General features: G+C 49.8%; 8 protein-coding genes and 1 pseudogene. 6 read left to right on the plus strand and 3 right to left on the minus strand.

From position 1 onward, the window contains the following. The first annotated feature begins 453 nt into the window (after positions 1-453). The gene (locus Q3W13_RS25090) at positions 454-1,602 is read left to right on the plus strand and encodes an acyltransferase (RefSeq protein WP_302868753.1); all 1,149 of its coding nucleotides are present in this window, start codon (positions 454-456) and stop codon (positions 1,600-1,602) included. 154 nt (positions 1,603-1,756) lie between these two features. On the opposite strand, the gene Q3W13_RS25095 is transcribed toward Q3W13_RS25090, so the two are convergent. Together Q3W13_RS25095 and Q3W13_RS25100 are read right to left on the minus strand one after the other, a co-directional pair. After that, positions 1,757-3,025, minus strand: coding sequence for an amidohydrolase family protein (locus tag Q3W13_RS25095; RefSeq protein ID WP_302868756.1), 1,269 nt, complete (start codon positions 3,023-3,025; stop codon positions 1,757-1,759). A 36-nt stretch (positions 3,026-3,061) separates the two neighbouring features. Continuing rightward, the gene (locus Q3W13_RS25100) at positions 3,062-3,319 is read right to left on the minus strand and encodes a hypothetical protein (protein ID WP_302868758.1); all 258 of its coding nucleotides are present in this window, start codon (positions 3,317-3,319) and stop codon (positions 3,062-3,064) included. A 2-nt stretch (positions 3,320-3,321) separates the two neighbouring features. Between Q3W13_RS25100 and Q3W13_RS25105 the strand changes: the two genes are divergently transcribed. The 5 genes from Q3W13_RS25105 (at position 3,322) to Q3W13_RS25125 (ending at position 12,541) form a co-directional block, all read left to right on the plus strand. Further along, the gene (locus tag Q3W13_RS25105; protein WP_302868760.1) at positions 3,322-7,521 is read left to right on the plus strand and encodes a hybrid sensor histidine kinase/response regulator; all 4,200 of its coding nucleotides are present in this window, start codon (positions 3,322-3,324) and stop codon (positions 7,519-7,521) included. 239 nt (positions 7,522-7,760) lie between these two features. Next, a complete protein-coding gene (locus Q3W13_RS25110) occupies positions 7,761-8,273 on the plus strand; it encodes a hypothetical protein (RefSeq protein ID WP_302868762.1) in 513 nt (170 codons plus the stop codon). Beyond that, positions 8,177-9,172, plus strand: a complete 996-nt coding sequence (locus Q3W13_RS25115) for a hypothetical protein (protein WP_302868763.1) — start codon at positions 8,177-8,179, stop codon at positions 9,170-9,172. The genes Q3W13_RS25110 and Q3W13_RS25115 overlap by 97 nt, the downstream gene beginning before the upstream one ends. Positions 9,173-9,467: 295 nt before the next feature. Continuing rightward, on the plus strand, positions 9,468-11,654 hold the full coding sequence (locus Q3W13_RS25120; RefSeq protein WP_302868765.1) for a TIM-barrel domain-containing protein: 2,187 nt from the start codon (positions 9,468-9,470) through the stop codon (positions 11,652-11,654). Between the two features lie 110 nt (positions 11,655-11,764). Next, complete coding sequence (locus Q3W13_RS25125; protein WP_302868767.1) at positions 11,765-12,541, plus strand: DUF3050 domain-containing protein; 777 nt, start codon at positions 11,765-11,767, stop codon at positions 12,539-12,541. Positions 12,542-12,543: 2 nt separating this feature from the next. On the opposite strand, the pseudogene Q3W13_RS25130 reads toward Q3W13_RS25125, so the two are convergent. Further along, positions 12,544-12,823, minus strand: a pseudogene (locus Q3W13_RS25130) (winged helix-turn-helix transcriptional regulator). Positions 12,824-12,900: the final 77 nt, after the last annotated feature.

Genomic DNA, 12,900 nt, shown 5'->3' on the forward strand with positions numbered 1-12,900 from the left:
CATGCCTTTAATTTACAAAATCTCTCCCGCTTATACAAAAAAACCGCCTCATAATTTTACTTATGAGACGGCCTCTTATCTCTCTTTTTACAGATTTTGTGATCCAGCTGGGATAACTTTTTATGTTAGAAAGTGCATTTACTGCACGTATCATCAATTCTTACGATCAAAAGGGCACCACTGAGGGCACCAGTTATTTTGATGCATTTAAAGACGATTTAAAGAACAATTTTTCGTGTACTTCAACGATACGACTGGTGCCCCATTTTTCCAAAAAAGGGATCACTTTTTTATGTTGTCCGCTATGCATGTTCATGGTGAGGATTTCTTCTTGTCTGGCTATAAAAAATCAAACTTTCGGCAGTATTTTCGGCTTATTGCCGTAAGTTTGTGAACTAAAGAGCTGGTATTATAAAAGAGTCGAATAACTTAGCGGGCCTTAATGATTCCTACGTGGTTATAGGGTATCTGCAAAACGTCAAAAGAAAACTGGGTTCACCTATTGTCAAAGTTCCAGATATACTTCAGCCATCATACTTCCCTGCTCTTGACGGCTTGAGAGGAATTGCAATCTTACTTGTAATTCTTACACACTTTGGCATCAATAAGGTTCTGCGATTTACGCCATTTTTTGGGGACAGCCGGATGGGTGTAGATATTTTTTTTGTCCTTAGCGGCTTTTTGATTACCACATTGCTCATCAAAGAACAGATCAAAAATGGGAGGGTCCGTTTAAAGCGATTTTATTTGCGACGTGTCCTGCGTATTATCCCGCTAGCGTACTTGTTTTTGACAGGACTATTAATTTTAAACATCAACCACCATTTAGCAATTTCTGCACTGGATTTTGCCGCGTCATTTTTATTTTTCAAAAACCTGCCGCTTCGCAATGAGCCATATACCGCGCACTTTTGGACCCTGGCCGTCGAAGAACAGTTTTACCTCGTATTTCCTTTTTTATTGTCTTTCAGCATTAACAGGTATTTTTTTGCGGTTCTATTTGTTTCGATAACAATAGTTGCGATATGTTTTGTAAATGGAAGTCATCCCATCGATGATGTATATATCTACTGCAGGTGGATTATAAAAGTATCCCGTTATTTTTTCTGGAAAGGTCCTATGTTCATCCTCATCGGTTCCTTGCTTTCCATTCTCCTATTTAAACAGTTAATCGTACTCAATTCGATCCACCCGCCATACTTTTTAAGCTTTATTCTCTTGACATCAGCCATTGTTATACACAATAAATATTTCGTAGGTTATATGCCTTACATTTCAGAATATTTTTCGGCGATACTAATTGCATGGGTAATTTTGATCTCGTTAAGAGGGAATGATTTTTTAGCGAGGATTTTGTGCAACAGCGCGATTTTGAAAATCGGACTATGGTCTTATAGCCTGTACATCTGGCAAGAATTGTTCATAGGTGCCAATGCCTGGCAACCCTGGATGCGTTTTTTGAAAAATTGCCCATTTTACCTGCTTTTATTCAGCAAACTGACTCTTACCTTCCTTATTTCCTACGTTTCCTACACCTTCTTTGAAAGCAAATTTTTAAGTATGAAAAAAAGTCTTCGCGGTGATCGGCCAACCCGCAGTTAGAAATATGACCTAAACAAACTGTTGCGGCATTTTATAACGCTTTTCTATATCTAAATCCGACATATATCCGGTCATACGGTAATCAGATGCGGAAGGCGCGGACCAGATGGAATTGGCTCCCCTGAATACCCGCCCAAGTAGTGTATTACATTGTTCAATTCGCGTAGAGGCGGCCGCCCTTGATTACCAGGAAGACTTTTTTGATGTTGGCTATACTTTCAAGGGGATTGACGCTGAGGATCAGCAGGTCGGCATCCATGCCGCTTTTGACCAGGCCTTTGCGGCTGTCAAGACCGGCAGCGCAGGCGCTGTTGCGGGTTGCGGCAATGATGGCGTCCAGGGTGCTGAGGCCGGCATCCCTGACCAGGACCTCCATTTCTGCCTGTACAAATGCTTTCTGGTCGACATCTGTGCCTGCGCAGATCGTGACGCCTGCCCGGTAAGCGCGGGCTAATAGCCGACGCCCCGTTTCGTAGGCCCAGCGAGCCGTTGAATCGGAACCGGCCCAGTCTTTATAGGTAAGCAGCGTAGCGTCCAGGATCGTATGGTGTGCTTTCATTAAAACAAACAGGCTGTCCAGGTCCGGCGTCGCCTCGTCCCAGAAGGCAGGGGAATGGGTTCCTTTTTTCCAGTCTGCCGGTATCTGTGGGATTTTTTCACGGATCAGGAGCGGGACATGTGACAGGGACAGGAGCCCGGCTTTCACCAGGTCTGAAGGTTTTGCCTCCTGTAACCAGGCGTGCCCCCAAACGGGGATATGCTGCCGGCGGGCTTCTGCCATGATTTCGTTGACCTGTCCGGCGGAAAGGTTGGCATAGAGCTTGATTCCGGCGGCCCCGCTGCCTTTTGCCTGCGCTACGGCGAGTTTAAAATCGGTGCCGCCGGTGATGGCCTGCATATAAGGCATGTTCCCGTTGCTGCCTCCTTGCGTTGAACTGGCGGTGCGCGGGTCACTAAAGAATACGGACCCGGCCATTAAGGCGGAATAACAGATGTCGGGAGCAGGTATTTCACCGAGCTGAGCGTCACGTGAAAGCCCTGCCAGCACACGTGCGTCTCCGGCCATGTCCCTGACGGCGGTCACGCCGCTGCAGAGCATTTGTTTCAGAACGTTAAGCGTATGTTCCCGGTTGTCCGTGCCGCTGGGATCGGTCGCCAGGTGTACGTGGGCGTCGATCAGGCCGGGCAGGACGTATTTACCAGAGAGATTAATAATTGTCGCTGTATCGGGCAATTTTTTTGTCCCCTCCGGGAAGACTTCGGTGATCCTGCCTTTGCAGATCAGGATGGTCTGGTGCCGAAGGGGCGCCCGATGGTCTGCGTCAATGATCGTGGCATCGGTGAGGGCCAGCGCACGCGGGGCATATTGCGCCTGGGAATGGCTATAAAAAAAGACTAGCAGAGGTAGTAACCAGGGTTTCATACGGCGGATAAACAGGTGGCTTAAATATACGGTTAATTATTTTAAAAGCAGCTTGTGGACGCGGCAGCGCAGGTCGTCCGGTTCTGAATGAACCGCGTACAATGGCTTATTCACCACACTCAGTAATGCATGATTTGTTTGGTTTTCACTTTTATCAGAAGAAGCGCCCGCCCCAATAAAATTGAAGGAACGATCCGCATAAGGACAGAGCGCCGCCTTATTTGTCTCTTTTAATCGCCCATTAATAAAATAAACTTTTAATTTATCAATGACGTATAAGTAAAAATAGTTCATTTATGGTTCTGTCCAAAAGATTCTTCCTGCTTTTTTTTATCCAGGCTTTATGCCTATCCGCGATATCTGTCCCGGCACAAGACATCGGCCTGAAAATCCGCAGATTGAACAGCAGCAACGGTATTTCGCAGAATTCCATCCAATGCATATTGAAAGACAGCTATGGCTTGATGTGGTTCGGTACCCAGGACGGCTTAAATGCCTACGACGGGTACAAATTCACAACTTACAAACATCTTGCAAAGGATGCCAAAAGTTTGCCTGCGAACAACGTACAGGCCATATGCGAGGACAAAGACGGTAACATTTGGATCGGAACCAGGCTGGGCGGGTTAAGCGTATACAACCGGACCTCTGAAAATTTTACAAACTATCGCCATGACGCCAAAAACACCGGGTCAGTTTGCAGTAATACCATCACTTATTTATATACTGACCGCAGCGGTGATTTATGGATCGGAACCGATAACGGCCTGGATTTCCGGGCCGCCAACACCACGGTATTTAAACATTTTAGCAGTACTTCCACCGATCCGCAGGGCTTAAGCAGTCCCGGAATTTACTGCATATTTGAAGACAGCTTTGATAAAATATGGATCGGCACCGCAAAAGGACTCAACGTCCTTAGCAAAACGAAAAAGAAATTCACCCATTACCTGCATGATCCTGCATCCCCCGCAAGTATCAGCAACAACAGCATCAACGCTATAACGGAGGACCAGTATAAAAATCTCTGGATCGCCACGAGCAATGGCCTGAATATTTTTAACCGTTCCAAAAATACCTTTACAACGTACGCAAACGAAACTGATAAGTTTACTGCCGGGGGGAGAAACCCGATCTATGCGCTTTCTGCTGATGCTTCCGGCCGCCTTTGGGTCGGCACCAATACCACGCTGCAGTTATTCGACATCAGCAAGCGGACGTTTGTCGGGATCAACGACAATCCGAATAACAAAAACATGCCCAATGACGGCATTTATACGGTTTTGGCTGATCAACAAAACAACGTCTGGATCGGAACGTCCAGCGAGGGTGTCTTAATGTTCAATGAAGACTATAATATCTTTCCGGCATATAAAGCAGAACCGTATAACCCGCCCTCCGCTAAAAACATTATCCGCGGCATAACGGCTGACCGTAACGGGAATCTTTATCTCGCCACCGATGCCGGGGTGGACTTCTATGACCGGCAAACCGGTGTGACCAGATCTTACGTCCACAGCGCGCTGAACAAATCCGGCATCGCTACAAATTACACTTCCTGTATCCTGATTAATAAAAAAAATACGGCAGTGTGGATCGGTACCTACAGTAACGGCGTGGAGCGTTTTGATATAAAAACCGGTTTGTTTAAACATTTCCCTTATGGTAAAGGCCCGGGCCATGTCAGCAGCCCTTCGGTTTATGCCCTGATGGAAGACCAGAGCGGTAACATCTGGATAGGTACGGACAGCGGCGGGGTGGATGTTTATCACCCCAATACGGATACATTTACCCATATCAAACCGGACCGGAAGGACCCGGGTTCCATCAGTGATAATTCCGTTGAAGCTTTATATGAAGACAAAAATGGCCATATTTGGATGGGCGGCTATACCAACGGCATTTCCGTTTACAATCCGCGGACAAAAAAAGCTTCGCATATCAACACCTCGAACAGCAAACTCACCAGCGATGTCATCAGCTTCTTCCATGAAGACGAGCACGGCCGGATGTGGATAGGCACCATGGAGGGCGGATTGAACTGCCTTGACCTGAAGACCGGACAGATAACGGCATTTACCGAAGAAAACGGGCTGGTCAACAACACCATCAATTATATTGCCGAAGACCAGTCCGGCCGGTTGTGGCTAAGTACCCTGAAGGGGCTGACCCTGTTCGAACCGGCAAAGCCATCGTACCGCAACTTCGGCGAACAAAATGGAATCAAAAACCTTGAATTTAATTTTGGAAGCGGGGCCGTGCTGCCAGACGGAAAAATTGCCTTTGGCTGTATCAACGGCTTTAATGTCGTTGATCCGTCAGGCCTACGCTATAACACCCACAAGCCCGTCGTACGCATAACGGGCTTTGAGCTGTTTAACAGACCGTCCCAGGGCAAGGTATATGACGGCGTTTTGAACCAAAATATTTTAACCAGCCGCCGGATTCAATTAAGGTACGATCAGTCCGTTTTTACACTCGAATATGCAGCACTGGACTATACGGCGCCTCGGGAAAATACTTACGCCTACAAGTTAGCAGGCTTTGACCGCGAATGGCGGTTTGCAGGAAACAAAAGAACCGCGACCTATACTAACCTGGACCCGGGCACCTACACATTTTTTGTGAAAGCCGCCAATAACGATGGCGTATGGAGCGAACATCCCGCGTCTGTCCGGATCATTATTGTGCCCCCTTACTGGATGACCTGGTGGTTCCGGACAATCATGATGCTCCTGGTCGTCAGCAGCATTTACACGGCTTACCGGTTTAAAATACGATTCTTCAGGCGGCAGGAAAAGGAACTGGCCCGGCAGGTCGCAGAACGGACTTATGAAATAAGCGTGCAGGCAGAGGAATACCAGGCGCAGTCGGAAGAACTCTATCATCAAAAAATCCAGGAGGAAAAAGCTAAAGAAGAAGCGGAAAAAGCCCGGGCGGAAGCAGAAAAGGCCAATCTGGCTAAAAGCACCTTCCTGGCAACCATGAGTCACGAGATCAGGACCCCGATGAATGGCGTATTGGGTATGGCGTCATTGCTTTCAGAAACCAGCCTGGATGCAGAGCAGCGGGAATATACAGACGCCATCCTGAACAGCGGCGAATCTCTCCTGACCGTTATCAATGATATCCTTGACTTTTCAAAAATCGAGTCAGGAAGCCTGGAACTTGACCAGCAGGATTTTGAACTGCGGAAATGTATCGAAGATGTGTTTGACCTGTTCAGCCCGAAAACAGCACGAACTAACATAGACCTGATCTACCGTATAGATGATGCGGTTCCGCCGTTTTTGCATGCGGATGGCTCAAGACTCCGGCAAATACTCGTGAACCTCATAGGAAATGCCGTAAAGTTTACGCACAAGGGCGAAGTTTTTGCAGAAATAACAGCCCAATCCCTGTCCGCCACTGACCTGCGGCTGGACTTCCTGGTGCGCGATACAGGAATTGGAATACCAGAAGAACAAAAAAGTAATCTATTCAAAGCCTTCAACCAGATAGATTCCTCGATTACCCGTAAATACGGCGGCAGCGGACTGGGGCTGGTCATCAGTGAACGCCTGATAAAATTAATGGGCGGCGCAATAACGGTAGACAGTCAGCCAGGCATCGGCAGCACTTTTCGTTTCCATATCCGGTGCAGAAAGGCGGACACAGCCGCGGCTCCGGAAAATATGCCGGTTTTCAATTGCTTTGACGGCAAGAAAGTTTTGGTGGTGGATGATAATATCACCAGTTTAAGCATATTGAAGATCCAGCTGGAGCGATGGAAAATGAACGTAACTGCAGCATCCTCCGGCAGTGAGGCTTTGGAAATACTTTTGAAAGATGCGGACGTCAACCTGATCATCACAGATATGCAGCTGCCGGACATGGACGGTGTCGCTTTAATTACCCGGGTAAAATCGATGCAGGTCGTTTGCCCCATCGTGCTTTTGAGCACCTTCGGCAACGACAGCAAAAAAATGTACCCGCACCTGTTTGATGCGATGCTGACTAAACCCGTCAAACAGCTCAGCTTATATAACGTCATAGAATCCCAGCTGAAAAAAGAGGAACTCCCGGGCGCTGGGAAAAAAAGAAATTTGCTTTCAGAAGATTTTGCATTAACGTATCCATTTACCATACTGATCGCTGAAGACAATATAATGAACCAAAAACTGATCATCCGCGTGTTGAACAAGCTCGGCTACCGGCCCGACCTGGCCAATGACGGCCGGGAGGCGTTGGATATGGCAGGGCGAAAAAAATATGACCTGATTTTAATGGATGTTCAAATGCCCCATATGGACGGCCTCGAGGCGACCCGGCTGATCCGGAAAACCCGGATCGCCCAGCCCCTGATCTTAGCCATGACCGCAAATGCACTGACGGAAGACAAAGAAACCTGCATGAATGCCGGAATGGATGCTTATCTTTCAAAACCCATCAACCTGGACCAGATCACCTCGACTTTGGCCGCACTGCACAAAAGGTACATTGCTAACCGCGTTTGATTCAGCCATTACCGTACGATTCAACGGAGTCCGGGTGAAACAATTCCAGCTTTGGTTGTAGCAGCGCTTGACGAACGTCATACCTTCCGGTGAAATCCGACTGTTTGCTTTTTGTTGCCGCGCAGGGTACATCTTTCTAAATTTGGTTCCCCTGTGGCCGCCGATCAGAACATTTCTCTGGCAGTTATCCATGTTTTCAGCGCGTTCTTTTTATCTTGTGCGCTTTAATTCAATCATAGATGAATAAATTTAACGCAGGAGCCGGCTTGCTGCTGTTGCTTATTTTTTCCGGGTGCGCGGCCCGCCTTCATCAAGCTTCCCTGGTGCCCGGAAAGCCTTCCGCTGCGCCGGACTATTTCTGCACCTGGAATGTGCAGGGCTATGTGAGCAGTTATGCTGCTACCCGGGAACAGCGGAATGCCATGACCGAACAAAATCTTTTTGGCACCGGCCGGTATGAGAACTGGACCGGGATGTTCCGGAAATTACATGCGGATCTTTATTTTGTTTTGGATGATGCGTGGGATGTGCCTTTAAGCGGCGATGCGGGGTATTATGGCTCCCTGGTTCCTGACGCGGGGCGTTTTCCTTCCTTAACCGGGATGTCGCCGGAACAGCGGTTAGCTTCCTTGTCGGGCAGGATGAAACAAATTGGATGGAAAGGGCTGGGTTTATGGGTTTGCGCACAGGAGTCGCCCAAATATCCGATCCGGGACAGCGTGTCATACTGGAAGAACGGTTGGAATGGATGAACAAAGCAGGAGTCGCTTACTGGAAGGTGGACTGGGGCAAAAAGGATGCCGATCCGCAATGGCGCTCGTTTTTGACCCGCCTGGGTAAAAAGATCGCACCGAACCTGCAGATCGAACATGCGCTGACACCTGCTGCACTTGCATTCGCTGAAATCTACCGTACCTATGATGTAGAAAACATTATCGCGGTCCCGCAAACGATCTCCAGGGTCGGAGCGCTGTTAACCGGTGTAGCAGGCGGGCGGAAAACCAGCATCATCAATTGCGAGGATGAACCGTATATCGCTGCCGGTACGGGCAGCAGCATAGGGATCATGCGTCATGAATTTAACGGGAAACTGCCGGACGGGGTACAGGATTTTGTTTTTCCGCCCCTGGGGCGTGATCTGAAAGACCGGCTGGACGAAGTGACCCGGGCGGTGCGCTGGCATAGAATAGCTGCGCCTTTTCCCATAGATCAAGGTTCCATCTACGTAGATACCGTTAAGCTGCGTGATTACTGGGTTATGGGGGAAAAGGAGACATATGTGAACAGGAAAGCCGGCGCTGTTGTTGAGCAATCAGCACCGGCGGTTATAGCACGGGGACTGGAAAAACCGGTGGTTACCCTGGTAAACGGCGATACGCTAAAGCCCTACATCCTGGCGTCGAAATATCCCGGCGGCGCGATCGCAGTGTCAGCAATCGGGCGCACCATCCAGCGGGCATATCTTACTCCGCGCGCGGATGTGCTGCTCAAAGCAGATGCGCTTGATAAACCCATTGGTATTTTCGGGCGCTATCACCAGTTAACGATCCGCTTCACTGCCCCCGGGGCGGATAAGGAAAGTAATGGGCCAGGACCTGGCCGGAGATACGCCTGTGGAGATTACCAAAAATGTAACGATAAGACCTCATGAGCTGATTATACCGGGTGACCTGATCGAAAAAGTCGGTTTAATGCATGCCACGAAAGGGGACGTGTCAGAACCGGGGATGGTGCTCGTCGTCAGGTAATTCCGTTTCCGGGTCCGATGAAGCGCCCAGCCTGGCAGAGGGGGAGCAAACCAGAACGCTGCCGGCGCCATTCAGGAAAGTGCCTTGACATCCTTCCGTTCCTTGGGTCAGCGCCTTGAAGTGGTTAGTCCTTTTTCAAACAGGATGAGCCCACCACATATTCTGGCAGGCGCCGCATGGGTCAAAGCCGGATCCGGAATGACAATCCTCAATCTGCAAATCGTATATTTGAGGATGATATCAATGAACCGTATTGCCATAATTTTGTTCCTGCTCTATGTTCCGGCTTTTGTTGCCTTTGGCCAGCCGCCTGCGCAGGTGACCACCGTTGCTCCGGGGGTGATGAAAGTAGCCTCCGGGCGGGCGGAGCGATTTTCGCCTTACAGCTTTTGCAGTGAAAAACCCGTAACCGCGGCGATGAGCAGGTTGCCGGAAGGTAAATTGCCCTTCAATATCAATGATATTAAGATAACCACTTCAGAACGCGGGGTCCTGGTGGAGATACCGCTGGACAACCGGGAACAGCTGTACGGGTTCGGCCTGCAAATGGGATCTTTCAATCAAAAAGGACTTAGAAAAAAGCCCATCGTCAATGACAACCCTTCCCGCGACCTGGGCTACAGCCATGCCCCGATGCCGTTCTATGTATCCAACAAGGGTTACGGCATCCTGGTTAACACCTCGCATTATACAACGTTTTATTGCGGCACCACAGCAAAAAATACCGGCGCTGTCACACGGAATAACGGCAGGGGTGGTAATTCAGCCGAGGAACTCTATCGGAATGACGGTCCGGCTTCGGGTTATGTTGCGGTAGACATACCGGGCGTGCGGGGCATCGAGGTTTACGTGTTCGAAGGCCCTGAACTGGTGCATGTGTTACAGCGTTATAACCTGTTTTCGGGCGGCGGAGCTTTACCGGCGATGTGGGGATTGGGGGTGAAGTACCGGGTAAAGGCGGATTTTACACAGCAGCAGGTGGGCAAAATGGCGGCCTATTTCCGGGCCAATGCCATGCCCTGCGATGTCCTGGGGCTGGAACCGAAATGGCAAACTGCTGCTTATTCCTGTTCCTACGTCTGGAACGAGGATTTTTTTCCCTCCCATGACAAGTTCATCGATACGATGAGGTCCAAAGGATTCCATATCAATTTATGGGAACATGCCTTCGTCAACCCCAGGTCACCGCTTTATGCGCCGCTTAAAAAAAAGTCGGGCGACTACCTGGTCTGGAACGGCCTGGTACCGGATTTTGCCGATTCCTCAGCCCGTCAGCTCTTTGCAGCTTATCATAAGGCGACGTTCGTGAGTAAAGGGATCTCCGGGTTTAAAATGGACGAGTGTGATAATTCCAACCTGGCTACTGGCAGTGCGACCTGGAGTTTCCCGGAACACAGCCGTTTTCCCTCCGGCATCGATGGAGAGCAAATGCACCAGGTGTTTGGCGTCCTATACCAAAAGACCGTCTTCCAGATTTACAAAGCACTCAATACAAGAACCTTCCTGGACGTGCGGGCTTCCAATGCGTTTGCATCTTCCTATCCGGCATCGCTTTACAGTGATACCTACGACCACCACGAATATATCCAGATGATCAGCAATGCCGGTTTTTCCGGTCTGCTCTGGTCGCCGGAGGTCAGGGAGTCCAAGAGTATCGCAGACCTGATGCGCCGCAGCCAGACGGCGGTGCTTTCTGCGCAGACCCTCTACAATTCGTGGTATTTGCAGCATCCGCCCTGGCTGCAGATCAATATCGGCAAGAACAACAAGAACGAGCTGATGGACAACGCGAAAGCAGTGGAGGCCGATGTCCGCAAACTCCTGGATTTCCGGATGAGCCTTGTTCCATACCTTTACAGCGCTTTTGCGGTCTATCATACCCAGGGGATCCCGCCGTTCAGGGCGCTGGTGGTCGATTACCCGGATGATGAGAAAATTTTCAATATCGACGATGAATATATGATCGGGGAGGGGATCCTGGCCGCGCCGCTTACCGCGGACAGCGATGCGCGCAAGGTCTATTTGCCGGCCGGCAACTGGTACGAGTTCAACACCCGTAAGAAATATGCGGGCGGGCGGGAATATATCATTAAAACCGGCTACACAGACCTGCCGGTATTCATTAAAGAGGGTACGATACTGCCCCTGGCTGAACCTGTGCAGTATATCGGCCCGGACACCCGCTTCGAACTGACCTGCTATGTTTACGGGGACCAGGCGAAGCCGGCCTACCTGTTCGAAGATGACGGCGTCACCTTCGCCTTTGAAAAAGGCAAATACAATAACGTGATTTTGAGCTACGGGAACGGGAAAGGGGCGGTCACGAGAAAGGGTAATTATGCCGGGGAAAGGTTCCGGGTTAAAAAATGGGAAGTGGTCAGGTAAGTCGCTGGGGTCCGGTGCCGGCCGTTAGATCAGCTAAACCTGTAAAAGCACCTGTTTATTTTGTGCAAATGACAAACCGACGGCTTTGGTCTTACGTATCTTTGGCAGGCATGGAACAACACCCTAAGATCAGCGAATTATTGTCGGCGACCAAGGTGACGCGCGATAAATTGGTTAACCACCCCATATACCGGCACCTGCATACCCTGGAACAATTACAGGTATTTATGGAACATCACTGTTTTGCCGTCTGGGATTTTATGTCGCTGCTCAAATCCCTGCAGCAACAACTGACCTGTACCGCCGTGCCCTGGATCCCGGTTGGCGATGCCGATACCCGTTACCTGATCAACGAGATCATTAGCGGAGAGGAAAGTGACCTGGACGAATCCGGCAACCGCTCGAGCCATTTTGAACTTTACCTCCGGGCGATGGAACAGGCAGGGGCGGATACCTTCGCCATCCGCACCTTCATCCGGCAGCTGAGCGCCGGGATCGCCCTGGCAGAAGCCCTCAAAAGTCCCGCTGTTCCCGGACCGGCGCAACGCTTTGTGGAGGAAACCTTCCATTTCATCGCTACAGGACAACCGCATATCATCGCCGCCGTGTTTACCTTCGGCCGGGAAGACCTGATCCCTTCCCTCTTTATCGAAATGGTGCGCAGCATCCCGAACGCGGAAATTCTCAAATATTACCTGGAACGCCATATTGCCGTCGATGGCGATCATCATTCCCGGCTGGCTTACCGGATGACGGCTCGGCTTTGTGGCAACGATGAAGCAAAATGGCAGGAAGCCACCCGGGCGGCTCACAATGCTTTAACTGCACGGCTGTCTTTGTGGGACGGCATTGCCGGGAAGATCTTTAAAGCTGAGATGACCGCGTAGCCTTAATCCTGCCTGATTTTTACGCGGTGTTCGCGCTCCCATTCGATCATGGCCAGGATGATCCTGCCGAAAGTGCGGCAATAGTCTGTCGGCGTATATTCCACGACCACCGGCGTATCGGGGATCACGGTGCGGGTGAGGAGTTTGTTCATTTCCATGTCCTTCAGTTCGCGACAGCATCCGGGTGGTGATCCCGGGAATACTGCGCTCAATCTCCCGGAAGCGGCGGTGCCTGTTGCACAGGGCGTTGATGACGGGGGATGCGCCATTTCCATATGACAATGTAACCCACCCTTAGTTCGGACTGGTCTTTTATAGACTTATTAATTTCAAAAATAGTTTTATTGTTGTTGTAACTG

The sequence above is a fragment of the Mucilaginibacter sp. L3T2-6 genome (assembly GCF_030519355.1).
Lineage (GTDB): Bacteria > Bacteroidota > Bacteroidia > Sphingobacteriales > Sphingobacteriaceae > Mucilaginibacter.

What these genes read in the sequence shown, in the direction of transcription:
- Q3W13_RS25110 (WP_302868762.1), top strand. Translation starts at nt 7,761, where the DNA reads ATGAATAAATTTAACGCAGGAGCCGGCTTGCTGCTGTTGCTTATTTTT.
- Q3W13_RS25120 (WP_302868765.1), top strand. Translation starts at nt 9,468, where the DNA reads ATGACAATCCTCAATCTGCAAATCGTATATTTGAGGATGATATCAATG.
- Q3W13_RS25095 (WP_302868756.1), bottom strand. Translation starts at nt 3,025, where the DNA reads ATGAAACCCTGGTTACTACCTCTGCTAGTCTTTTTTTATAGCCATTCC.
- Q3W13_RS25115 (WP_302868763.1), top strand. Translation starts at nt 8,177, where the DNA reads ATGGAAAGGGCTGGGTTTATGGGTTTGCGCACAGGAGTCGCCCAAATA.
- Q3W13_RS25100 (WP_302868758.1), bottom strand. Translation starts at nt 3,319, where the DNA reads ATGAACTATTTTTACTTATACGTCATTGATAAATTAAAAGTTTATTTT.
- Q3W13_RS25125 (WP_302868767.1), top strand. Translation starts at nt 11,765, where the DNA reads ATGGAACAACACCCTAAGATCAGCGAATTATTGTCGGCGACCAAGGTG.
- Q3W13_RS25105 (WP_302868760.1), top strand. Translation starts at nt 3,322, where the DNA reads ATGGTTCTGTCCAAAAGATTCTTCCTGCTTTTTTTTATCCAGGCTTTA.